The sequence below is a fragment of the Pseudoduganella namucuonensis genome (genome assembly GCF_900116645.1).
GTDB classification, from domain to species: domain Bacteria; phylum Pseudomonadota; class Gammaproteobacteria; order Burkholderiales; family Burkholderiaceae_D; genus Rugamonas; species Rugamonas namucuonensis.
Genome location: NZ_FPBO01000001.1, coordinates 150,983 through 175,025, shown reverse-complemented (window position 1 = coordinate 175,025; position 24,043 = coordinate 150,983). Strand labels below are relative to the sequence as shown.

The 24,043-nt window shown below is 67.4% G+C and carries 16 protein-coding genes; 4 read left to right on the top strand and 12 right to left on the bottom strand.

Annotated elements, in window-relative coordinates:
• Window positions 1-122: 122 nt before the first annotated feature.
• The gene (locus tag BM436_RS00740; RefSeq protein ID WP_093552425.1) at window positions 123-677 is read left to right on the top strand and encodes an RNA polymerase sigma factor; all 555 of its coding nucleotides are present in this window, start codon (window positions 123-125) and stop codon (window positions 675-677) included.
• Window positions 678-723: 46 nt separating this feature from the next.
• Here the strand turns inward: BM436_RS00740 and BM436_RS00735 are convergent, their stop codons facing one another.
• From BM436_RS00735 to polA, 10 genes are all read right to left on the bottom strand, one after another.
• Window positions 724-3,585, bottom strand: coding sequence for a TonB-dependent receptor (locus BM436_RS00735; RefSeq protein ID WP_218164791.1), 2,862 nt, complete (start codon window positions 3,583-3,585; stop codon window positions 724-726).
• A gap of 221 nt (window positions 3,586-3,806) precedes the next feature.
• Window positions 3,807-4,904, bottom strand: a complete 1,098-nt coding sequence (locus BM436_RS00730; protein WP_093552421.1) for an ABC transporter ATP-binding protein — start codon at window positions 4,902-4,904, stop codon at window positions 3,807-3,809.
• A gap of 10 nt (window positions 4,905-4,914) precedes the next feature.
• On the bottom strand, window positions 4,915-7,860 hold the full coding sequence (locus tag BM436_RS00725; protein ID WP_177306868.1) for a GH32 C-terminal domain-containing protein: 2,946 nt from the start codon (window positions 7,858-7,860) through the stop codon (window positions 4,915-4,917).
• A 55-nt stretch (window positions 7,861-7,915) separates the two neighbouring features.
• Window positions 7,916-8,905, bottom strand: a complete 990-nt coding sequence (locus BM436_RS00720) for a glycoside hydrolase family 68 protein (RefSeq protein ID WP_093552980.1) — start codon at window positions 8,903-8,905, stop codon at window positions 7,916-7,918.
• Between the two features lie 18 nt (window positions 8,906-8,923).
• Entirely contained in the window at window positions 8,924-9,808 is an 885-nt protein-coding gene (locus BM436_RS00715) for a carbohydrate ABC transporter permease (protein WP_218164790.1), read from the bottom strand.
• On the bottom strand, window positions 9,805-10,875 hold the full coding sequence (locus tag BM436_RS00710; protein ID WP_093552417.1) for a carbohydrate ABC transporter permease: 1,071 nt from the start codon (window positions 10,873-10,875) through the stop codon (window positions 9,805-9,807). Before BM436_RS00710 ends, BM436_RS00715 begins: the two co-directional genes overlap by 4 nt.
• Window positions 10,872-12,167 (bottom strand): extracellular solute-binding protein, encoded by a 1,296-nt coding sequence (locus tag BM436_RS00705; RefSeq protein WP_093552416.1) that lies wholly within the window; start codon window positions 12,165-12,167, stop codon window positions 10,872-10,874. The genes BM436_RS00710 and BM436_RS00705 overlap by 4 nt, the downstream gene beginning before the upstream one ends.
• Window positions 12,164-13,213 carry a LacI family DNA-binding transcriptional regulator gene (locus tag BM436_RS00700; protein ID WP_093552415.1) on the bottom strand — a complete coding sequence of 350 codons (1,050 nt, stop codon included), beginning with the start codon at window positions 13,211-13,213 and terminating at the stop codon, window positions 12,164-12,166. Before BM436_RS00700 ends, BM436_RS00705 begins: the two co-directional genes overlap by 4 nt.
• Before the next feature lie 143 nt (window positions 13,214-13,356).
• Complete coding sequence (locus tag BM436_RS00695; protein WP_229488688.1) at window positions 13,357-14,193, bottom strand: ZIP family metal transporter; 837 nt, start codon at window positions 14,191-14,193, stop codon at window positions 13,357-13,359.
• 107 nt (window positions 14,194-14,300) lie between these two features.
• Window positions 14,301-17,063, bottom strand: a complete 2,763-nt coding sequence (gene polA / locus BM436_RS00690) for a DNA polymerase I (RefSeq protein ID WP_093552413.1) — start codon at window positions 17,061-17,063, stop codon at window positions 14,301-14,303.
• A gap of 154 nt (window positions 17,064-17,217) precedes the next feature.
• Between polA and BM436_RS00685 the strand changes: the two genes are divergently transcribed.
• The 3 genes from BM436_RS00685 to BM436_RS00675 are packed head-to-tail and all read left to right on the top strand — an operon-like array spanning window position 17,218 to window position 19,409.
• Window positions 17,218-17,616 (top strand): hypothetical protein, encoded by a 399-nt coding sequence (locus BM436_RS00685; protein WP_229488686.1) that lies wholly within the window; start codon window positions 17,218-17,220, stop codon window positions 17,614-17,616.
• A gap of 58 nt (window positions 17,617-17,674) precedes the next feature.
• Window positions 17,675-18,631: a homoserine kinase gene (locus BM436_RS00680; RefSeq protein ID WP_093552408.1), complete on the top strand. Its 957-nt coding sequence runs from the start codon at window positions 17,675-17,677 to the stop codon at window positions 18,629-18,631.
• Between the two features lie 4 nt (window positions 18,632-18,635).
• Window positions 18,636-19,409 (top strand): BPSS1780 family membrane protein, encoded by a 774-nt coding sequence (locus BM436_RS00675; protein ID WP_093552406.1) that lies wholly within the window; start codon window positions 18,636-18,638, stop codon window positions 19,407-19,409.
• Between the two features lie 65 nt (window positions 19,410-19,474).
• On the opposite strand, the gene BM436_RS00670 is transcribed toward BM436_RS00675, so the two are convergent.
• Window positions 19,475-21,784: a UvrD-helicase domain-containing protein gene (locus BM436_RS00670; protein WP_093552404.1), complete on the bottom strand. Its 2,310-nt coding sequence runs from the start codon at window positions 21,782-21,784 to the stop codon at window positions 19,475-19,477.
• A gap of 54 nt (window positions 21,785-21,838) precedes the next feature.
• Window positions 21,839-23,905 carry a M56 family metallopeptidase gene (locus tag BM436_RS00665; protein WP_093552402.1) on the bottom strand — a complete coding sequence of 689 codons (2,067 nt, stop codon included), beginning with the start codon at window positions 23,903-23,905 and terminating at the stop codon, window positions 21,839-21,841.
• Window positions 23,906-24,043: the final 138 nt, after the last annotated feature.

Here is a 24,043-nt window from a genome sequence, read left to right as displayed (position 1 = left end):
GCCCCGCCGAAATCTCAACAATCCTCAATGTCTCACGAATCCTCACCGAATCCCCGCGCCGCCGCGGCCCGCTGATATCGTTCATCCATCGCAGTCAAACACGACTACCAGGAGACCGGAACATGAACGCAAACGCAAACCTCAACACCGTCGAAACCCAGGCAGCGGCGCCGGTCGCCATCAACATCGACCAGCTGTACCGCACCCACCGCCAGCACCTGCTGCGCTTCGTGCAGCGCTATGTGCGCAGCACCGAGGACGCCGAGGACGTGGTGCAAAAGACCTTCATCGAGGCGATGCGCTGCGCCGACCGTTTCTCCGGCCTGTCCAAGCCGTCGACCTGGCTGTTCGGCATCGCCCTGAACCTGGCGCGCAACCAGGTGCGCCGCAACTGCGCCGACCTGTACGAGGAGGTGGAGGAAAGCTTCATGGAGCAGATCGCCGACAGCCACGCCGATCCGGCCATGCTGGTCGAACTGCGCCAGATCGCCGGCAAGGTGGACGCGATGCTGGACGCGCTGCCAGTCAAGATCCGCAGCACCTTCGAGGCGGTGCTGGAGGGCGACTCGACCTACGAGGAGGCGGCCGAGCAGCTGGACATCCCGGTCGGCACGGTGCGGTCGCGCGTGTCGCGGGTGCGCGCCGCCGTGCGTGCCGAGTGGCGCGGCCAGGCTTGACGCCACTCGCGGCGGCCCCGCCCTTGGGCAAGGCCGCCGACAGCCGTTAGAACCTATACGTCAGGCTGGCCCGGATGGTGCGGCCGAACAGCGGCCGCGCCACGCCGCGGTTGCGGGTGCCGTCCGGCGACAGCAGGTCCGGGAACAGCGGGTCGCCTTCCGTGAACGACAGCTGGTTGGTCAGGTTGGCGACGAAGATCTGCGCGCTCAGCCGCTCCGTGGCCTGGTACTGCGCCCCCAGGTTGATGATGTGATAGGCGGGGTACAGCGTCACGTTGGTGTCGGTGGCCTCCGAGAAGCGCGAGCCGTTGTACTGGTACTGGCCGTAAATGGTCAGCGGCACCCCGGTCGCGTGCTTCAGGTCATACGAGGGCGTGAAGTTGGCCATGAACTTGGCCAGCCGGCGCGGACGGCGCCCGTCCTCGCTCACATGCACGTAGTGGTAGCCCGTGATCACGCCCTGCGCGTTCTTGTCCTCCTGCGTGAACGTGTAATTGGCGCCCGTGATCTTCGGATTCTGCGTGACGAAGCTGCCCTTCAGCTCCAGCCCCTCCACCTCCCGCGGGCGCCAGCTCAGCTCCACCTCCGCGCCCACGTTCTTCACGCCCCGCTTGTACAGCTGCGCCACGTCCGGGCAGGAATTGATCTGCGTGACGCCGCCCAGCGACGAGCAGCGCGGCGACTCGATGTCCTTGTGCACATTGACCGCGCCGCGCGGCGAGAAGTTGTTGTAGAAGACCGCCACCGCCGCGCCGAAGCCGCGCGTCAGGTAGCGCAGGCCGCCCTCGTACTGCTTGATGCGCTCGATGGCGTCGATATCCACCCGCTTGCCGTCCACCACCGGCGGATTGGCGGTGGCCAGGTTGTTCAAGTCCTCCAGGCTGGGCAGGCGGAAGGAACGCGACACCAGGCCATACACGGCCAGCGGCTTGCTGATGCTGTAGTTCGCGCCCACCGACCAGCCAACCGCGCTGAACGTGCGGTTCAACTTGTGCGAGGCGCCGGGGAACAGGATCTCGTTGTCGGCCGTGGTGTCTTGCAGCGAGCCGGGGACCACGCTGGCCGGCGTGAGGTCGGTGGCGGTGTCGCGGTCGCGGCGGTCGACGTTGGCGCGCACGTCCTGCCAGCGCACGCCGAAGTCCATCTTCAGCTTGTTGTCCAGCGTTTCCCAGTGGTCCATCACGTAGGCGGCTCGGCCGTCGGCCTTGACGTTGCTGTTGAAGCCGAACCAGCCGGGCAGGATCGCGCTGCCGGTGGTCAGCGAGGGGCCGACCCGGGCGCCGCTGGCGTCCACCACCGTCAGCTCGGCCAGGCGCGAATTCTCGGCGCTCTCGCCCACCATCAGCGAGGCCTGGAAGTTGGGGTCGAAGGTGTAGTGGCTGCCGTACAGGCCGAAGGTGGCGTCGTGCGTGCCGAGCAGGTTGAAGGTCTTCTGCGCCTTCAAGTCCAGCGAGGTGCTGGCCGCCTCCACGCGCGCGACGAAGGGGATCAGGAAGTTCAGGTTGGCGTTGCCGGCCACCTGGCTGCCGTCGTTCAGCCAATGGCCGACCACACCGCTCGCCTTCGCATAGCGTTTCACGAAGTCCTCGCGGCTGATGTTGGCGAAGGCCGCGCAGGCCCCGGACGAGGGCACGTTGAAGAAGCCGACCAGCTTCGCGCTGGCGAGGTTGCAGCCCAGGGCCGCCGAGTGCGCGGGTGAGACCACGTCGTTCTGGAAGCGCGCGTTCAGGAAAGTGGACGCGCTGGTGGTGTCGTTGCCGGTGAAGACGGCATTGAAGCCGTTGCTGCCGCCCGTGTGGCGCAGGCCGCTGGACAGCTTCCAGCCCGAGTCCAGGTCCTTGGAGACCTTCAGCGTCAGCATCTTGAAGTTCGGGTGGATGCCGTCCGCCTGGTCGATGGTGCGCGTGCCGTACTCGCCGATCATGTTGAAGCGGCGGTTGTTGGGCGAGGCCGTGGTGCCGTGCGCGAAGGGGATGCCGATCGGCTGGATGGTGTCCTGGTCGATGATGGTCGGATTGGACGGCGTGCCGCTCTGCGTCAGGCGCGGCACCGAGATCGGCAGGTTCTGGTAGAAGGCGGTGCGGTCGTTGATCAGCAGGCCGTCGACGCGCGCCGTCAGCGTGCGGTCGTCGCTGGTGTACACCAGGTTGCCCCGGATCTGGCCACCCTTGTCGGCGGTGTAGCCGGTGTCGCGTATGCCCTTGCTGGTGCGGTAGAAGCCGCCCACGGCGCCCTTCAGGTTGGCGCCCAGCGGACCGGAAACGAAGGCGTCCTGGCGGATGAAGCCGTAGTCGGCGTACTCGATCTTGTAGCCGCCCTCGAGCTGGTCGCCGCCGGTGCGGCTGATGTGGTTGACGGTGGCGCCCAGGCCGTTGGAGTACAGGATGCCGCCGGTGCCGCCCTTCACCACTTCCACGGCCTCGGTCATCAAGTCGTCGCGCACGAAGACGTCGTTGTTCATCAGCGGCGCCTCGGGTTCCTCGTAGGCCGGCAAGCCGTCGATCAGTTGCGGAGCGAAGCGGAAGCCGCCCACCACCGGCAGGCCGCGCACGGTGATGTTGTTGCTGGCCTCGCCCGCCGTGCTGCCCTCGGCGTAGATGCCGGGGAAGTTGGACAGCAGGTCGGCGGTGCTCATCGGCGCCAGGCGCTGGATGTCCTCGCCGCTCAGGGTGTTGATCGAGAACGTCGCGTTCTTCTTGGTGGTGGTGCGCGTCACGCCGGTGATGATGACGGTGGGCTTGGCCTCGTCATTGGCCTCGGCGGCGGTGAGCTGGCCGGCCGGCGCGGCGCCCGCGTTGGCGGCGGCGTTGGCGGCGGCATTCTGCTGCTGGGCGAACACCATGGCTGGCAGCAGGCAAACGGCGAGTGCGGCGGAACGGCCCATGTAACGTGAAATCGAGTAACGCATGATAGTGGTCTCCATTATTAGCTTTTTTCATCCCTCGGCGGCCATCGCCGGCTATCGCCGCGCGCCTGGCCCGCCGTGCTTCATCGTTTTTCTCTCTCCCGGTCCTCCCTTGTTTTGACGATGTCACAGTGGACTGTCCATCGTTGTCATTCTAGGTCAGCGCCAGTCCGATGTCTATCGTTGTCATCACCGGACGCGCGTGCGTCTTTTTTGCAACACAATCACGCGAAGAGCGACGCCCCGGCCGCCTCCGGCGCGCGAGCCGGCATGCGGCGCCCATCCGGTCCGAACACGTGCACCCTGCCCGCGACCGGCCGCACCGCCCATATCGTGTCGTCGCGCGGCGGATCCTCCTTGACGGCGACCACCAGCGGCCGCTCCAGGCCTTTCACGCCGAGGTGGACATGGGACTCCGCGCCCAGCCGCTCCACCAGCAGCACGGTGCCGCGGATGGGACCATCGGCGTCCGCCACCAGGTGTTCCGGGCGTATGCCCACCGTCACCGCCTGCGCCGCGCCGCCTTCCCATGCGAGCGCCAGCCCGGCCCCCACCGTCAAGCGTCCGCCGGCGTCGATGGCGCCCTCGATCAGGTTCATCTTGGGACTGCCGATGAAGCCGGCGACGAAGATGTTGGCCGGCTCCTCGTACAGCGCCATCGGCGCGCCGATCTGCTGCACGCCGGTCGGCCCCAGCACGACGATGCGGTCCGCCAGCGTCATCGCCTCCACCTGGTCGTGGGTGACGTAGACCATGGTCGCCCCCAGCTGCTTGTGCAGGCGCGCGATCTCCACGCGCATGTCCGCCCGCAGCGCCGCGTCCAGGTTGGAGAGCGGCTCGTCGAACAGGAAGGCGCGCGGCTTGCGCACGATGGCGCGGCCGATGGCCACGCGCTGGCGCTGTCCGCCGGACAGCTGCGGCGGTTTGCGCTGCAGCAGATGCTCCAGTTGCAGCATCTTGGCCACCGCCCTCACCGCCTCCTGGATGCCGGCCTTCGGCGTCTTCGCCAGCCGCAGTCCGAAGGCGATGTTCTCGAACACGCTCATGTGGGCATACAGCGCGTAGTTCTGGAACACCATCGACAAGCCCCGCTTCGCGGGCGGCGTGTCGTTGATACGCTCGCCATCGATGCGGATCTCGCCGCCGCTGATTTCCTCCAGTCCCGCGATCATGCGCAGCAGCGTGGACTTGCCGCAGCCGGACGGCCCGACCAGCACCACGAATTCGCCATCGGCGATGGAGAAGGCGATGTCCTTCAGGATGTGGCTTGTTTCCTTGCCCGGGTAGGTCTTGGCGACGCCCGCGAGTTCAATTGATGCCATGTCGATTCCCCTATTTCACCAGCCTGGCCACAGGCACGTTGACGCTGTCCAGGTTGAGGTGGCCGCCCTCGCCCGTGGCGCGGTCCACCGCCTGCAGGTACAGCTCCTCGCCGATGAACGCGGAGGCGTCCCAGAACACGCGCTGGTATTGTTCAAAGCCGATGGCGCCGGCCCTCATCAGCTCCTTGCCGTCGGCGGCGCGCACCAGGGCGACGTGCAGCCGCTCGGGATCGCGCCCGCCGGCCAGCAGGAAGTTGATGCGGCCATCGCCGCCCAGCACGAAGCGCGCGGAGCGCATGACGCCGGTGGCGGCGTCCCCGCCGGGCACGCCCGCGCCGGCGAAGTGGCAGCGGTCCGGCATGCGGAAGGCGGCGTTGTACTGGTAGGTCGATACGTTCACGGCCTGCGTGACGCCCCGGTTCGCGAAGGCGCCGCCCTCGACGATGTTCCAGCCACTCAGGTCGCAGTTGGCGAAGTCGCCGTTCGGCAGACCGGTGGTGAAGGCGGTGGCCGGATCGAAACGCACGCCGGACGGCTGCGCCGGCGCCACCGGCTTGCCGTTGGAGGCGCCCATGCGCCACACCTTCAGGCTGACGATGCGGTCGTCCGGGGCGGCCAGCAGGTCCAGTCCCGTCGCGTCCAGGCGGGCCGGGAAGACGCGGCTGGTGAGGCTCTTGCGCTCGTTGACGTAGGCCTCCACCATCGAACGGTCGAGGAACACGCGCAGGCGCAGATTCTCGCCCGCCAGGTCGAAGGCGCCGCCCTGCACGCCGTGGGAGCGCATGTCCGGGTCCAGCGTGGTGCGGGTGCGGTCGATCTCGAAGCGCTGGCTGGCGGGGTCCACATACAGGCCGGTGCGTTCGGCGTTGTCGGGCGTCTTGCGCAGCACCAGGCCGCGCCTGGCCTTGCTGGCCTTCGATGGCGCCAGCTCCAGTTCCACCTCCAGCAAGTCGCCGCCCACCCTGGCCAGGCGCGCCGCCGCGACGGCCGGCGTCGCGTCGCGCAGGTCCAGCAATTGCGCCTCGCGCAGGCCGCCGAGCTCCTGGATGGGGGCCAGGCGCAGGTCGCCATCGGGGCCGATCCTCAGCTCGATCGGCAAGCCGGCGTTGTGCGCCCAGCCGCTTTCCCATTCCGTCTGCGCGGTGCGCTCGCCCTGGGCGATGGAGAACACGATGGTGCGCCCGGTCCTGGGATCGACAAAGCCGCTGGGGCCGGAGAAATGACCCTCGCCCAGGTCGAACACGCGCGGCGCTTCGCTGTCGGGGATGAAGCGCGCGGTGGCGGTGTCGAACACGCCGGTCCAGTAGTAGGCCTGCGCGGCCAGGTCGGCCAGGAAGACGTGGCGCTCGCGGCCATCCTTGCCTTTGCCGATGGGCAGCAGCACGGGCAGTTCGAAGGTGCGCACGAAGGATGGATACTTGACCGGGTCGATCGTGAATAGCGGGCCGCGATAGGTCCAGTTCTTCAGGTCCGCCGACTCGTACACCATCGCGGCGCCGCTGCGGCCCGGGACCACGGAGCCGACCAGCTGGAACCAGCGGCGGTTGGCGCCGTCGCGGAACACGAAGGGATCGCGGAAGTCGCCCGCGCGGCCCTCCCCTTCCCCTTGCAGCGTGACGGGCGCGGGCAGCTTGGACCAGTTGACCAGGTCCGTGTCATTGACGTCGCTGGCCAGGGCCATGCCGCTGCGCTCGCGCAGGCGCAGGGAGTCGTTCCCGGCGGTGAAGAACAGGGCCGGCGTGCCGTCCTCCGTGAAGTTCGCGCTGCCGGACCAGATGCCGTCCGGCGCCAGCGTGTCGTCGTCCGGCGCCAGCGCCATCGGCACTTCGCGCCAGCGCACCATGTCCGGACTGACCCAATGGCCCCAGTGGATCTGGTGCCAGAACGGGCCGAAGGGATTCTTCTGGAAGAACAGATGGTATTGGCCCTTGTGGAAGAACGGCGCGTGCGGCTCGTTCATCCAGCCGAAGTCAGGCATGGCGTGGAATTGCGGGCGATAGCGGTCGCCGTCGAACACCGACGCGTCGATCGACACGTCGGCCGGTTTCAGCACGGGCGGCTTGCCGCCATGGGAGGCCAGGTCGGCGGCGAACTCGCGGGCGATGGCCGCCGCGCCGGCCACGCCGGAGGCGACGCGCACCTCATCCATCAGGCCGAGATAGGTGTTGAACTGGAACACGCCGGCGGTGGACAGCGGCTGCGAATGGCGCCCTATCGTCAGCGGGACGGCGGGCAGGCCGAACACGCCGCCGGCCGGCGCGGCGGCGCTGCTCACCTGTTCGCCGTTGAGGTAGAGACGCACGACACCGGCGGCCGGGTCGTAGCTGGCCGCGACGTGGGACCACGCGTCCTTGGGCAGCTTGCGGTCCTTCACGCGGAAATCCGCCACCGAGGCGCCGAAGCCCATCTTGATGCCCCAGGCGCCGAAGCGGTGCACGCCGAAAGCGAAGCCCTTGCTGGACTGCCGGTCGAACTGGCTGAGGAAGCTGGAGTACTGGTCGCCGTCGCCCCATTCGAAGGCGTGCGGCGCGACCCAGGCGCTCACGGTGAAGCCCTTGCTCGTTTGCGCGGCCGTCAGGCCGGGCGCCGCGATGTCGGTGGAATAGCCGTCGAACAGCAGGCAGCCGCCCTTGATGCAGGCGGGGCCCGAGCGCCAGAAGGGATCGGAGTTGGGCTTGAAGCGGGCGCGGTTGAAAACGAAGTTGACCGGGTCCGCGCGGCCGGACAGCGTTTCGGTGGCCAGGTTTCCGCGTTGCTCGTCGAAGGCCCAGTGGGCCAGGGCCGCCGGCGCGGCGGCGGTGGCTGGCGCCGATGGGGTGGTCGGGGGCGCCTTGTCGGCGGCCGCCGGCACGCCGCCGCACGCGGACGCCAGCAACGCGGTCGCCATGGCCGCCGCGGATGCGGCGATGGGGCCGGTGTGGCGGCTTGAACGCCGGCCTGAATGATCGTGATTCAAGTTTGTCTCCTTTGTGTGTGCCCGGTCTGCGCCGGTTACCGCATGTCTATCGTTGTCATTCACGGCCCGCGGAATCGTCCAGACGGTAGCGGCCATCCTCCAGCAGCAGAGGAATCGGATCGCAGATGTAGCCGCCGAATTGTCCGTCCTCGCCGGTGTCCGCGAAGGCCATCAGGCTGTCGCCGCCGGTTACCGGGTCGGGCAGGATCTTGCCGGCATAGCGGCGGCACGGCACGTCGCCGTCCAGGAAGCCCTCGGCCGGGCGCCATGGCCCCAGCGGATTGTCCGCCACCAGGTAATGGGTGCCGGACACGCCGCCATTCTGCGCCGCGCGCATCTCGTCGGACCAGTGCTCGCGGACATTGCAGAAGGTGCAGTACCAGCGGCCATCGCGCTCGAACACCTGCGGCACTTCCAGCTGGCCGTAATGGCCGCCCGCGTACACGGGTTCCGTGGCTTCCCAGTGCAGCAGGTCCGGCGACACCGCGTGGCCGATCACGCCGCGCTCGCGCAGCGGGCCGTCCTTGCGGCGCGCGGTGAAGAACATGTGGTACATGCCGTCGATCTTCTGTTCCAGCACCCACGGGTCGCGCCAGGCGCGGTCGTGCCACAGGCCTTCCGCGTGCTCCTCGTAGTGGCGCTCGTCGAGGTCCAGCGCCAGTCCAAGGCCCAGGCCCGCGTCGACGCGCGTCCAAGGGCCTTCGATGCCGTCCGCCACGGCGTGGCCTATGCGCTGGCGCAGGCCGTTCTCGGCGCGGCAGGTGCCGGTGTAGAACAGGTGGTAGGCGCCCTCGGCGCGGATCACGGAACCGGTCCAGGTGGTGAAATCGTCCCAGCCCGGGCTGGCGGAGGGGCCGAACACGGTGCCCTGGTAGTCCCATTCGCGCAGGTCCCGCGACACGGCGTGGCCGATGGAGACATTCCAGTGGCGCAGGTTGGGGTCGCCGATGGCGCGGTCCGCCTGCAGCATGAACAGGTGCTGCCGGCCGCCTTCGGCGTAATGCCAGAAGTCCCAGATGTATTTGTTGTCGAGTTTGAGTGTCATGATCGATAGGTCGAAGGTTTAGCCCTTGATGCCGGCCCCGGCGACCGAGGCGACGAACTGCCGCTGGAACGCCAGGAACACCGCGAGCACAGGCAGGGTGACCACCGACGCGTACGCCATGATCTGTCCCCACGAATTGGAGCGTCCGAAGAACTGCTGTATGCCCGGCTGCACCGGCCGCGCCGTCTCGCCCTGCACCACCATGATGGGCCACAGGTACTGGTTCCAGGCGGCGATGAACAGCACGATGGCGGCGGTGGCGATCACCGGTCCGCTGTTGGGCATGATGATGCGGAAGTACAGCGTCCACGGTCCCGCGCCGTCCATCTTCGCCGCCTCGTCCAGTTCCGGCGGGATGTCGCGGAAGAACTGGTAGAACAGGAAGACGCAGAAGGCGTTGGCCAGGAAGGGGATGATCTGCACGTGCAGGCTGTTGAACCAGCCGGTGTGCATGACCAGCGCGCCGTCCTCGAAGCCCGGCCACGGCAGGCGGGCCACCAGCGACAGCAGCGGCACGGCGATCACCTCGAACGGCACCACCATCAGCGCCACCACCACCGCCAGCACCTCCTTGCGGCCGCGCCAGCGCATCCGGCACAGGGAATAGGCCAGCATGCTGTTGAACAGCACCCCGCCCGCCACCACGCACACCGAGATGATGGTGGAATTGAGCAGGAAGGCCGGCAGGTCGCTTTTCTCGAAGATGGCCTTGTAGTTCGCCAGCGACCACTCCGCCGACGGCACGTAGGCGGTCCAGCTGGTGAGGTTGTCGAAGATCGCGGTGTCGCTCTTGAAGGAGGACGCGAACATGAACAGCAGCGGCGTGACGAACACCACGCCGATCGCGCACATCATGGCGAACAGCATGGCGTGGCGCAGCGTGTTTTGCATGGAGTGCGTCATTTGGCCTCCCCTTTCGAAACCAGAACCCGTTGCAGCGCGGAGAACCCGAGCACCACGGCGAAGAAGACCAGCGCGATGGTCGAACCGTAGCCGATGTCCTGCTCCTTGAAGCCGGTGCGCACCGAGTGGTACACGACGGTCGAGGTGGAATCCAGCGGGCCGCCGCCGGTCATCACGTCGACCTGGGTGAACAGGCCGAAGGCCAGCAGCGTGGTCGACACCAGCACGAAGACGATGGTGTTGCGCAGGCCGGGCAGGGTCACGTGCACGAAGCGCTGCCAGGCGTTGGCGCCCATCAGCGTGGCCGCCTCGTACTGCTCGGTGGAGATCGACTGCAGGCCGGCCAGGAACACCAGCATCTGGAAGCCGGCGCCCTGCCAGGCGGACATGATGGCGATGGCCGGCAGCGCGTAGCGGGTCTCGCCCAGCCAGTCCGGTCCGGCGTCGGGATCGCCCGTCACGCCACGCAGCAGTTCGTTGATCATGCCGCGGTCGGTGTTGAGCAGGAAGAACCAGACGATGGAGGCGACCACCATCGACGTCACCACCGGCGCGAAGTAGACGGTGCGGAAGAAGATGCGGCCGCGTATCTTCTGGTTGACCAGCAGCGCCAGCCCGAGCGCGGCGCCGCATTGCAGCGGCAGCACCAGCAACGCGAACAGGAAAGTGTTGATCAGCGAACGGTAGAACAACGGATCGGTCGCCGCCAGCACCAGCTTGCGATCGCCGAACTTGACGTGGAAGGCCTCGCGGTAGCCGGCCAGTCCGGGACGCGCCTGGCGGGTCTGGCGCCAGGTGGGAAAGCGCACGCCGTCCTCGTCGCGCACGACTTCGCCAGCGCCGTCGCGCTGGGCGTCGATGACGACCAGGTCCAGCGACAGGAGGCGCTTGTAGTTCTCGAATCCCACGTACTGGGTCGGATCGGGCGACACCAGGCGGTGGTTGGTCATGGTGGCGCCGCCCGCCACCAGCAGCGGCAGCAGGATGAAGGCGGCGAACAGCAGCAGCGCCGGTCCCGCGAAGCCGCCCACGGCGAGCCAGCTGTCCTGGCCGAGATGGATCTTCATTTTTTGGCTACCTCTTTGCTTGGGGCGAACCCGTAACCGTGGTTGCGGGCGATATTGCGTTCGATGGCTTCCACCGCCTCGTCCATCGCCTCGGCCGGCTCCTTGCCGCCGCGCAGGTCGGCCATCGCCTTGGCGAAGGCCGACGAGATGGCCGGATAGGCCGGCGTGGCCGGGCGCGGCGTGGCGTAGCGGGCGGCGAAGTCGAAATAGATGCGCCAGTCGCCGCCGGGCCGATAGTGCTCGGTGAGCGCGGCCGCCTCCTCGCTCACCGGCACCAGGCCGGTCGCCCGCGACATCGCCGCCATTTCCGGCGGGGAGATCATGAACTCGAGGAACGCCGCCGCGCCGGCCGGCGCCGGGCACGCGCGAGTGACGGCCCACTGCCACGACGCGGCGCCGACCTTGGGCCCGTGGCCGAAGTCCGGCGGCGGCATCACCACCAGGTCGCCGCCGAAACGGGCCGTGTAGTCGCGCGCCTTCCAGGAACCGGTGTACAGGAACAGCGACCTGCCCTGTTCGAAGCCCTTCTCGTCGGCCGGGATGCGCTCGGCCAGCTTGTCCTTGTACAGGCGCGCGTAGTAGCGGGCCACTCCCAGCGCGGCGTCGCCATTGAGCACGCCGTCGACGCGCAGGTGGTTGGCGCGGTCTATCAGGTCCGCGCCCGCGCTTTGCAGCCAAGGCGAGAACGCGTAGCTGACCCACTCGCCCTTGGCGTTGCCGTTCAGGTCCACCGGGAAGCGGTACTTGCCGCTGCCCTTCACCTTCATCAGGATGTCGTGGAATTCCTCGGCCGTGTAGGGCTGGTCCATGCTCGCCACGCGCACGCCCAGCGCATCGAGCCGCGAGCGGCGCGAATACATGACCAGCACCACGTCGAACTGGCCGACGCTGTAAAGCTTGCCCATGTAGGTGCCGCGTCCGCCCTGCAGCAGGCGGGCGACGGCGGCGCGCGGCAGCAGCTCGTCCAAGGGCCGCACGTGGCCGGCCCAGGCGAAGTTGGGGACCGTGGGCTGGTCCATCGCGATCACGCATGGCAGGTGTCCCACCAGCGAAGCGGCCGTGATGGATTCCGTGTAGGAGCCCTGGGGAATGGACTGCACGGTCACCCTCCACTTGTGCTGCGAACGGTTGAAGCGTTCAACGGCCGCCTTGCTGGCCGCCATTTCCTCGTCGCCCGTATCGTGGCGCCACACCTTGATCTCGGTGGGCGCCGCGCCCGATTGCGCGGCGGCGGCAAGCACCAGCGTGGCAAGGACTCCTCGCGCGGCGGCCGGCCTCGTGGCGCGCTTCATGGCTTGCGCCCCGGCTTGGCCGACGGCGCCGCCACCGTGCCGCGCATGACGGCCAGGCACGGCACGCGGATGGTGGCCGCGCCGTCCGTGTCGTTGCCCAGGACGCGGCGCGCCGCCAGCTCGCCCATTTCACGGTAAGGCAGGGCGACGGTGGTGAGGCCGGGGTCCAGCGCTTCGGAAATCAGGCGGAAATCGTCGAAGCCCACGACGGTGACATCGTCCGGCACGCGCAGGCCGCGCCGCTGCAGGATGAAGATCACGCGCATGGCCATCTTGTCGTTGCCGCACAGGATGGCGGTGGGCCGGTTGGCGGTGGCGAACAGGCGCTCGATCGCGTCGGCCAGCTGGCGGAATTCGCCGCCATCGACGCCATCGGCGGCGGCGGCCGGCATGGCGCCATGCAGCACCCATTCGGGGGTGGGCGCCACGCCGTGGTCCCGCATGGCGCGCTGGAAGCCGCGCAGGCGCAGATCGGTCGCCACCATGCCGGAGATCAGCTGCAGGAAGGCGATCTTGCGGTGGCCGGCCTTCAGCACCGCCTCGGCGGCAGCGTAGCCGCCCGCCTCGTCGTCCGGCACCAATTGCGGATAGCGGGCTTCGGCCTCGAAGCAGTTCGCCAGCACGGTGGGGGTGCTGCCCAGCATATGCTTCAGGCTCACCTCGCGGTGGAAGGGCGTGGCGAAGATGAAGGCCTCGACGCGGCGTTCGCGCATGTCGGCCACCAGGCGGTCGGCCACGCTGGCCTGGCCGCCGGTCTCGCCGATGATCAGCATCTTGCCCAGTTCCTCGCAAACGGACTGGATGCCCTTGATGATCTCGGAGGAGTCCGGCGTGGTGGTCAGGCGCTCGGCGATGACGGCGACCAGGCCTGTCGGACGGCCGCGCAGCATGCGGGCGGCGGCGGACGGCGCGAAGTCCAGCGCGTGCATGGCCTGCTCGATGCGTTTGCGGGTTTTCTCCGACACCTCGGTCGCGCCATTGAGCACGCGCGACACGGTTTTGATCGACACCCCGGCCTTTTCGGCCACGTCGTGAATCGTTGACACCTTACCGTCTCCTCGAATTGTCCATCGTTGTCATTTTTAGTTATGGTAGTCATTTCCAAGCGGGCGGTCAACAAAAACATTGAGGTTAAGGTGGGCTTTTGCGGCACGCGACGCGGGCGGCGTTTTAGGCGCCGCCCGCCGGGCTAGTGACGGTGGGCGGTGAGGAAGAGGACGATGCAGACGCCGGCGGCGATCAGCAGCACCTGCGGGATGGTCTCCTGCATGGTGGCGCGGCGCTGCATCTGCGGCATCAGGTCGCTGACGGCGATGTAGATGAAGCCCGACGAGGCGAACACCAGCACGTACGGTATCAGCCCGCTGGCCTGCTCCAGCGTGTAGTAGCCCAGCAGGCCGCCCGCCACCGCCAACAGGCTGCACAGCAGGTTGTACACATAGGCGCGGGTGCGCGAGAAACCGGCGTTCAGCAGCACGATGAAGTCGCCGATCTCCTGCGGGATCTCGTGCGCGATGATGGCCACGCCCGTCACCAGGCCCAGGCCCGGGTCGGCCAGGAAGGCGGCCGCGATCAGGATGCCGTCGGTGAAGTTGTGCATGCCGTCGCCGACCAGGATCATCCAGCCGGCCTTGCCGGCCTCGCGCTTGTCGTGGCCGTGCGAGTGGTGGTGGCCGTCGTGCTCGTGGTGGTGCGAGTGGCGCAGGATGGCCAGCTTTTCCAGCATGAAGAAGCCCAGCAGGCCCGCCAGCAGCGTCGCGAACAGGGTGCGCGGGTCGGCGCCGGACTCGAACGCCTCGGGCAAGGCGTGCAGCAGCGACGTGGACAACATGATGCCGACCGACAGGCTGACCATGCGCTCCACCACCTTGGACAGCAGCGTAAACGAGAACACCGCCGCGGCCGACAGGCTGATCACGCCGCCTATCGTGGTGGCCAGCAGTATGGAAATGAGTATGGAATCGATTTTATAACCTCTTGAGCATCCGCCCAGCGCCACGCCCGCATGGCGACGCAAACCGGGCATTTTACCGCCCAGCCCGGTTTTCTGCTCGGTTATGCGATCGGATACCAAAACCAACGGCGAAAGGCCGGGGACAGACCCTTGGGGTCTGCCCCCCGAATCCACCTTGGTTAGTGCGCCTCCTCCCAGTTCCTGCCGACGCCGACTTCGGCCAGCAGCGGCACCTTCAACTCGGCCACGCCGGCCATCAGCTTGGGCAGCGTCTCGCGCACCAGCGCCAGCTCGGCGTCCGGCACTTCCAGCACCAGCTCGTCGTGCACCTGCATGATCATCTTGGTCCGCAGCCCTTCCTTCTCCAGCCAGTCCTGCACCGCGATCATGGCCAGCTTGATCAGGTCCGCCGCCGTGCCCTGCATCGGCGCGTTGATCGCCGCGCGCTCGGCGCCCTGGCGGCGCGGGCCGTTCGGGGAATTGATCTCGGGCAGCCACAGGCGGCGGCCGAACACGGTCTCCACGTAGCCCTTGGCCTTGGCCTGCAGGCGCGTGTCGTCCATGTAGGCCTTCACGCCGGAGAAGCGCGCGAAGTAGCGGTCGATATAGCTTTGCGCGGCGGCCCGGTCGATGCCCAGGTTGGACGCCAGCCCGAAGGCGCTCATGCCGTAGATCAGGCCGAAGTTGATCACCTTGGCGTAGCGGCGCTGCTCGCTGGTCACCTCGGCCGGCGCCACGCCGAAGATCTCGGCGGCCGTGGCGCGGTGGATGTCCTCGCCCTCGGCGAAGGCGCGCAGCATGTTCTCGTCGCCCGAGATGTGCGCCATGATGCGCAGCTCGATCTGCGAATAGTCGGCCGACACGATATGGCTGCCCGGCGGCGCGATGAAGGCCTCGCGAATGCGGCGCCCCTCGGCCGTGCGGATCGGGATGTTCTGCAGGTTGGGATCGTTGGACGCCAGGCGCCCCGTCACCGCCACCGCCTGCGCGTAGTTGGTGTGCACGCGGCCGGTGGCCTGGTTGATCATGTTGGGCAGCTTGTCCGTGTAGGTGGACTTCAGCTTGGCCATGCCGCGGTATTCCAGCAGCACCTTCGGCAGCGGATAGTCCTCGGCCAGCTTTTGCAGCACCTCCTCGTCGGTGGACGGCGCGCCGCTCGGGGTCTTCTTCACCACCGGCAGCTTGAGCTTCTCGAAGAAGATCTCGCCGATCTGCTTGGGCGAACCCAGGTTGAAGGGCTGCTCGGCCAGTTCGTGCGCCTTCTTCTCCAGTTCCACGATGCGCGCGCCCAGTTCACCGGACTGCGTTTTCAGCAGCGCCGCGTCGATCAGCACGCCGTTGCGCTCGATCTTCTGCAGCACCACGGCGGTCGGCAGCTCGATGGTCTTGTAGATGCGGGTCAGGTTCTCGTCGCCGTGCACGTGGCCGTGCATGGCCATGTGCAGGCGCAGCGTGATGTCGGCGTCCTCCGCCGCGTACTCGGTGGCGCGGCCCAGCTCCACCTGGTCGAAGCAGATCTGGTTGGCGCCCTTGCCGCACACGTCCACGAAGGGGATGGTGGTGTGGTTCAGGTGGCGCAGCGCCAGGCTGTCCATGTCGTGCGTGCGGTGCGATTCGAACACATAGGACTGCAGCAGCGTGTCGTGCACCACGCCGCGCAGCGCCACGCCGTGGTTGGCGAAGATGTGCGCGTCGTACTTCAGGTTCTGGCCGACCTTGGCCTTGGCGGCGTCCTCCAGCCACGGCTTGAGCTTGTCCAGCACCAGCTCGCGGCTCAATTGCTCCGGCACGCCCTGGTAGCTGTGCGCCACCGGGATGTAGCAGGCCAGGCCGGGCTCGGTGGCCAGCGAAATGCCGACCATTTGCGCCGTCATCGGCTCCAGCGAGGTGGTCTCGGTGTCCACCGAGGTCAGTTCGGCCGCGTCGATTTTCGCGATCCAGGCGTCCAGCTGCGCCTCCGTCAGCACGGTCTCGTAGTGCACGTTGGCGGGCGCGCTGGCGGCGCCGAACAGGTCGCCGGTGGCGCCGCCGGTGGGCGCCGCGGGGGCCGAGGTCTGGCCGGGCACCTGGGTCGACGGCGTCATCGCGCTCAGTTCGCGCAGCAGGGTCTTGAAGCCGTAGCGGTTGAAGAAGGACAGCAGCGATTCCTTGTCCTCGTCCTTGGCGATCAGCGTTTCGGAGATCGACATCATGTGCGCGCTCAGGTCGCAGTCGGTCTTCACCGTGATCAGCTCGCGGCCCTTGGGCAGCCATGGCAGCGCGGCGCGCAGGTTTTCGCCGACCGCGCCGCCGATCTTGTCCGCGTTGGCCATCACGCCGTCCAGGCTGTCGTAGGCGGCCAGCCATTTGAGGGCGGTTTTCGGGCCGCACTTGGCCACGCCGGGCACGTTGTCGACGGTGTCGCCGATCAGGGTCAGGTAGTCGATGATGCGGTTCGGCGGCACGCCGAACTTGGCCAGCACGCCCGCCTCGTCCAGCTTCTCGTTGCTCATGGTGTTGATCAGCGTGACCTGCGCGTTGACCAGCTGCGCCAGGTCCTTGTCGCCGGTGGAGACGATGACGTCCATGCCGGCCTTGGCCGCGTCCACGGACAGGGTGCCGATCACGTCGTCCGCCTCCACGCCCTCCACCATCAGGATGGGCCAGCCCATCGCCCGCACCGCCTCGTGGATCGGTTCGATCTGCAGGCGCAGGTCGTCCGGCATCGAGGCGCGGGTGGCCTTGTATTCGGGATAGAGGTCGTCGCGGAAGGTCTTGCCCTTGGCGTCGAACACGCAGGCGATGTAGGCGGCGGGGAAGTCGGCGCGCAGGCGGCGCAGCATGTTGACCATGCCGTGCATGGCGCCGGTCGGGTGGCCGTCCGGGCTGCGCAGGTCGGGCAGCGCGTGGAAGGCGCGGTAGAGATAGCTGGAACCGTCAACCAGCAGCAGGGTCTTTTGCATAAGTGATAATGAAAGCTGGCGAGAATCGAACATTATCGCACATGATTTTCTCGCACTTTTGGCAGGATTTCACGCATTTAAACAGAGACCCGACCCGGTTTGTTACAATGGCACATAAGAAACCGATTGCGGTTACTAACGAGGCGATACCATCATGCGCACTTCCAAAATCTGGCCAGTTCTCATTCTCGCCCTGAGTGGCTACGCCCAGGCGCAAACGCCGTCGGCGCCACCCAAACTCGACAAAATCGAGGAAATCGACACGCCGATCACGGTGACCAACAAGACCGGCGACGATCGCAAGATCTCCGAACAGCGCGACAACAGCGGCCGCGTGACCGAAGCCAAGGTGAAAAGCGGCCCCACGACCTACAGCGTGAAGCCGAAAAACACCGCCACTTCGACCGCCCTGCCCGGCGACGCCGCCGGCCAGGCCAATCGCGGCCCGCAATGGACGGTGATGGAATTCGATATCGGCAAGAAAAAGACCAAGCAGAAGGAAGACGGCGCCGAGGACGACACCGCCCCGCCACCGCCGCCAGCCAAACGCTGAGCTTTTGCCCTTGCCTTCCCGCCCCAACCTTTAATACAGCTTATTCAGCTTCATTCTCATGGCAGTTTTTACCCCGGTCAGCCTGGATGACGTCAGCCAGTGGATCACGCAATTCCCCCTCGGCAAACCGCTTGCGATCAAAGGCATCGCATCCGGCATCGAGAACAGCAACTTCTTCCTGACCACCGAGAGCGGCGAATACGTCCTCACGATCTTCGAGAACCTGTCCTTCGAGCAACTGCCGTTCTACCTGAACCTGATGCGCCACCTGGCCGAGCGCGGCGTGGCCGTGCCCGCGCCGATCGCCAACGCCCAAGGCGAACTGGTCACGCCGCTGCACGGCAAGCCGGCCTCCGTGGTCACCAAGCTGGCCGGCGCCTCGCAGCTGGACCCGCGGCCGGTGCATTGCGCCGAGGTGGGCGCCATGCTGGCGAAGATGCACCTGGCCGGCGGCGACTACCCGCTGCACCAGCCCAATCTGCGCGGCCTGGAATGGTGGAACTGGGCCACGCCGCAGGTGCTGCCCTTCATGGCCGAGGCCGAGGCCGACCTGCTGCGCGCCGAGATGCACTTCCAGCAGGCCTTCGCCGGCTCGGACACCTACAAGCAATTGCGGCAGGGTCCCGTGCACGCCGACCTGTTCCGCAACAACGTGATGTTCGACGGCGACAAGCTGACCGGCTTCTTCGACTTCTACTTCGCCGGCTGCGACACCTGGCTGTTCGACGTGGCGGTGACGGTCAACGACTGGTGCATCGACCTGGACACGGGCGTGCTGGACACGGCCCGCACGCGCGCCATGCTGGACGCCTACCACGCGGTGCGCCCGTTCACGGCAGCCGAGCAGGAGGCCTGGCAGGCTATGCTGCGCGCCGGCGCGCTGCGCTTCTGGCTGAGCCGCCTGTACGACTTCCACCAGCCGCGCGAGGCCGAAATGCTCACGCCCCACGATCCCACCCACTTCGAACGCATCCTGCGCGAGCGCATCGCCGTCGCCGCGCCCGCGCTGTACTGACCTTATGAGCAAACTCCCCGCAAGCACCGGCTGGCTGTGGATCAAGGAGGGCCTGGCCCTCTTCATGAAACAGCCGGGCGGCCTGACCTCGCTGGCGCTGCTGTACGCCATGCTGAACATGGTGATCAGCATCATCCCGATCGTCGGCCAACTGGGCGCCATCGTCCTGATCCCCGTGTTCTCGCTGGCCTTCATGCAGGCCTGCGCCGACATCGACCAGGGCAAGCGCATCGTGCCGGCGCTGCTGGCGACGGGCTTCCGCAAGCCGCAGTTCCCCAGCCTGTTCGCGGTGGGCCTGCTGTACCTGGTGGTGGCGGGGCTGGCGATCGGCGTGTCGACGCTGGCCGACGGCGGCATGCTGATGAAAATGCTGACGGGGCAGATCGATCCGGCGTCCAAGGAGGTGCGGCAGGCCAACCTGAGCGGCGCCTTCCTGCTGACGATCCTGGTGTGCCTGCCGGCGGCGATGGGCTTCTGCTTCGCCGCGCCGCTGATCTACTGGCAGCGCATGAGCGTGGGCAAGGCGATTTTCTTCAGCTTCTTCTCGGTGCTGCGCTCGCTGAAGGCCTTCATCGTGTTCGCGCTCAGCCAATTCGGCCTGACCTTGATGTGCACCCAGGTCATCATGCTGATCCTGGGCCGCAGCCAGTTCGCCTTGACCATGGTGATGCCGATCGTGATGCTGCTGCTGTCGGTGCTGATCCACTGCGCCTTCTACGCCAGCTACCGCCACATCTTCGGCTCGCCGGTGCCCAAGCCGGCCGCGGCGGCGGAGTAAAACCCACCGCAAAATCCGGGGTCGGACCCACTGGGTCCGACCCCGGCATCCGCCGTCGGTTTTAATCAACGTCCCAGGCGTTCCAGCTTGGCGACGCTCAAATCCAGCACCTTCATCCCGAAACTGCCGAAGTTGATCTGCGCGCGGCAATTGCTGCCGCTGCCCTCGATGTTGACGATCACGCCCTCGCCGAACTTGCCGTGCGAGACCGATTCGCCGATGCGCCAGCCGCTGCCGCCGCCCGCCTTCTGCGCGATGCGCTGCGCCAGCGCGTTGTCCGCGCCGCTGGTGACCTGCACGTCGTCCCACGCCGACTTGCGCGTGCCGGACCAGTGCGACTGCACCTTGGGCGACAGCCACTTCAGCGACTCCTCCGGCAACTCGTCGAAGAAGCGCGACTTCATGTTGTAGCGGGTCTGGCCGTGCAGCATGCGGGTCTGCGAGAAGCACATGTACAGGCGCTTGCGCGCGCGCGTGATGGCCACGTACATCAAGCGCCGCTCCTCCTCCACGCCGCCCTCCTCCTTCGAGCTGCTCTCGTGCGGGAACAGGCCCTCCTCCAGGCCGGTGATGAACACGTTGTCGAACTCCAGGCCCTTGGCCGAGTGCACCGTCATCATCTGCAGCGCGTCCTGCCCGGCCGATGCCTGGTTGTCGCCCGCCTCCAGCGAGGCGTGCGACAGGAAGGCCGACAGCGGCGACATCACGGTGGCCAGCGGCGCGTCCGCATCCAGGATCTCGACGCCGTCCGCGCTGACGATGGGCATGCCGGACTGCGCGTCCGAGCGCGGCCCCATGTGCGCGGGCGCGCCCTGGCCGTAGCCCTCCTCGGAAATGAATTGCGTGGCCGCGCTGACCATCTGCTCCAAGTTCTCGACGCGGTCCGCGCCCTCCTTCTCGGTGGCGTAATGGCTCAGCAGGGTGCTGCCCTCCAGCACCACGCGCACCAGTTCCGGCAGCGCCATCTGCTGCGTCTCGAAGCGCATGCCCTCGACCAGCCGGACGAAGCCGGCCAGCGCGGAGCCGGCCTTGCCCGTCATGTGCGGCACGGCGGCGTACAGCGAGACCCCGTACTGCTGGGCCGCGCCCTGCAGCTGCTCGATCGAGCGCACGCCGATGCCGCGGGTGGGGAAGTTCACCACGCGCAGGAAGGCCGAGTCGTTGTGCGGATTGTCCATCAGCTGCAGGTAGGCGATCGCGTGCTTGACCTCGGCGCGCTGGAAGTAGCGCAGGCCGCCGTACACGGTGTACGGGATGCCGGCCGAGAACAGCGCGTGCTCGATCACGCGCGACTGCGCGTTGGAGCGGTACAGCACCGCGATTTCGCTGCGCAGCGCGCCGTCGGCGATCAGGCTCTTCGATTCCTCGATGATCCATTGCGCCTCCTGCAGGTCGGAGCTGGCCTCGTAGATGCGCACCGGCTCGCCGTGGCCGGCGTCGGTGCGCAGGTTCTTGCCCAGGCGCTTGCTGTTGTTGGCGATCAGCATGTTGGCCGCGTCCAGGATGTGGCCGTGCGAGCGGTAGTTCTGCTCCAGCTTGATCAGGTTCTTGACGTTGAACTCCTGCTCGAAGGCGCGCATATTGCCCACGTTGGCGCCGCGGAAGGCGTAGATGCTCTGGTCGTCGTCGCCGACGGCGAACAGCGCGCTGCTGCCATTGCTCTGGCCTTGGCCGGACAGCAGCTTCAGCCACTTGTATTGCAGGTCGTTGGTGTCCTGGAACTCGTCCACCAGGATGTGCTTGAAACGCTGCTGGTAGTGCTCGCGCAGCGGCTGGTTGCGGCTCAGCAGTTCATAGCTGCGCAGCAGCAGTTCGGCGAAATCCACCACGCCCTCGCGCTGGCACTGGTCGTCGTACAGCTCGTACAGTTCCACCAGCTTGCGCTCGTTGGCGTCGTAGGCCTCGACCTGGTTGGCGCGCAGGCCGGCGTCCTTGGCGTTGTTGATGAAATACATCACCGTCTTGGCCGGGAACTTCTCGTCGTCGATGTTGAACGCCTTCAGCAGGCGCTTGATGGCCGACAGCTGGTCTTGCGAATCGAGGATCTGGAAGGTCTGCGGCAGCGCCGCGTCGCGGTAGTGGGTGCGCAGCAGGCGGTTGCACAGGCCGTGGAAGGTGCCTATCCACATGCCGCGTGTATTGATCGGCAACATCGCCGACAGACGCGTCAGCATTTCCTTCGCCGCCTTGTTGGTAAACGTCACCGCCAGGATGCCGGCGGGCGAAACCTGGCCGGTCTGGATCAGCCACGCGATGCGGGTGGTGAGCACCCGCGTCTTGCCGGAACCGGCGCCGGCGAGGATCAGGGCGCTCTGGGCCGGCAGCGTGACGGCGGCGAGTTGTTCGGGATTGAGGTTGTGGAGGAGATTTTGCATCCGGTGATTATACCGGCGCGGCCCGCGCGCCGGTACAAAGCACTGGATATCCGATCAGCCCTTGGGCGCGGGAATGGCTTCGGCCCGGCCGTTGCGCACGGCTTCCTGGATCAGCGCGCGCACGGTCTGGTCGGCTTCGCGGCTCAGCCGGCCCTGTTCGCGGCCAAGCTCGCCCATTTTGGCGCCCAGCTCCCTCAAGGGTTTGCTCGCTTCGCGCATTTCCGCGGAGAGCGCCTCCATGGGAGCGTGTGTGGCGGCCATGTCGCCATGCATTTTCCCCAGCTCGGCGGACAGCTGCCCCATTTGCCGCTTGAGCGGTTCCATCCGCGTTTCCAGGGTTTCCATTTCGCGGCGCAGCGCTTCGCGATCGGCGCCGGTGTCGCGGCTGCGCTCCATCTTGCGCGCCACCGCTTCCATTTTCCGCGCCACGGCCTCCTGCTCGCGCGCCAGGCGTTCGATTTTTCCGTGCCGCTCGCCGCGCACCTGGCGCGCCGCCTGCTCGGACAAGGCTTGCATCCTGTCGCCCAGCGCGGCCATGGCCTTGTTGTGTTGCTCCATGACTTGGTTTTGCTCCTTCATTTTCTGGTTCAGCGCGTCGGACTGGGCCCAGGCGGCGCTGGCCTTGGCCAGCAACGCCGGATCCTTGATCAGCCAGGCCTTGCCGCCATCGCGGAACCAGATGAAGTCGCCCTTCACGGCGCCATCCAGACGGCGCACTTCCTCCATGTCGCCACGGCCCACGTGGACCGACACGTAGCCGTCGCCACGCTTGACGGCGTAGGCGTCCTTGGCGTTGTAGTTGATGGACAGGTGGCCAAAGGTGATCGCGCCTCCCTGGCCGCGCGGCGAACGCCATGCCTGGGCGCCGCCGGCCGATGCGTGCTCGTCCTCCGGCGCTGGCGCGGGCGGGGCCGCTGGAGGCGCCGGTATGGCCGGTGGCGCCGGTGGCGCTGGAGCCGCCGGGACGGCCGGGACGGCTGGCACGGCGGACACAGGCTTGGGCGGGGCTGGAACGGCCGGGACGTCCATGACCGGCGGTGGCGGCGGGGCCGGCGCGTCCAAGGCGGGTGTGGCCGGTGCGACGGGCGCATCAACGGCCGGCGCGGCGTGGGCGTACAGCACGGCGCAGGCGGTGCACAAGCCCAGCAGGGGCGCGGCGATTTTCCAGCTGAGGGGTTCGCTTGCGGGACGAACCAGGCGTTTGATGCGTGACATGAGGTTTCCTCCGTGGGCCGCGTGGGCCAGTTGGGGCGTGGAGAACTGGAACCGGTCCAGCTCGGTCAATGCAAGTGCCAGGCGCCGCGGTTCGCCGAGCGTGCTTGCGGCTAAATCGTCCGCTATCTGTTCCCGCTCCACGCGGATGCGGCGCGACAGCGTCCACACGGCGGGATGGTAGAACAGCAAAATCTCGATCGCGCTCTGCACCAGGTTCACCAGGTAGTCGTGGCGCTTGATGTGCGCCAGCTCGTGGGCCAGCAGCGCTTCCAGCAGGTCCGGCGGCATGCCGGTGATGAGCGACGCGGGCACCAGCACCACCGGTTTCCAGCATCCGGCCGTCATCGGGCCGTCCAGTCCGTCGGCCATGGCCAGGCGCACGGCGCGGCCCAGTCCCAGGCGCCGCGCAAGCTGGTCCAGGCGCCGCTGCCAGTGGGGATCGCCGGCGTGGCGCGACGCCATCGTGCGGTCGCGCACCCACAGCAGCCCCATCGACAGGCGCAGGGTCATCACGGCGGCGCCGCAGGCCCACAGCAACACCAGCCACGGCAGTTGCCGCTGCAACAGGTAGCGCCAGGAAACGAGTTGGTCCGTATCCAGCGCGGCCGGGCCGATCGCGGCGGCGACGACATCACCGGCCGGCAGCGCGATCGCCGTCATGACCGGCGCGGCGCCATAGCCCCGGGCCGCCTCGAGCACGCGCCAGACCGTGCCGCCCAGCGGCAGCGCCGCGCACAGCAGCAGGGCGGCGCAGGCGACGGCGTAGCGCGCCTGGGGCCGCGCGTTGCGCAGCAGGTGCAGCGCCAGCGAGGCGGCCCAGCCGATCAGCACGCCCTGCCACACGAAATGCAGCAGCGACCAGCCCAGGGCTGGCATCAGTGCGGCGAACAACTGGGCTGGATACATGGGCTGGGCTCCTTGGGTATGCGATGTAGATTAAATGATCTAGAACTTCGTGTCTAGAACTTTTTTTCTACTTCCAGATGCGACTGGTCCGGGCATGACTGTAGCGCGCGTGGAGGGTCGGGGCGAGGCGATTGCGAC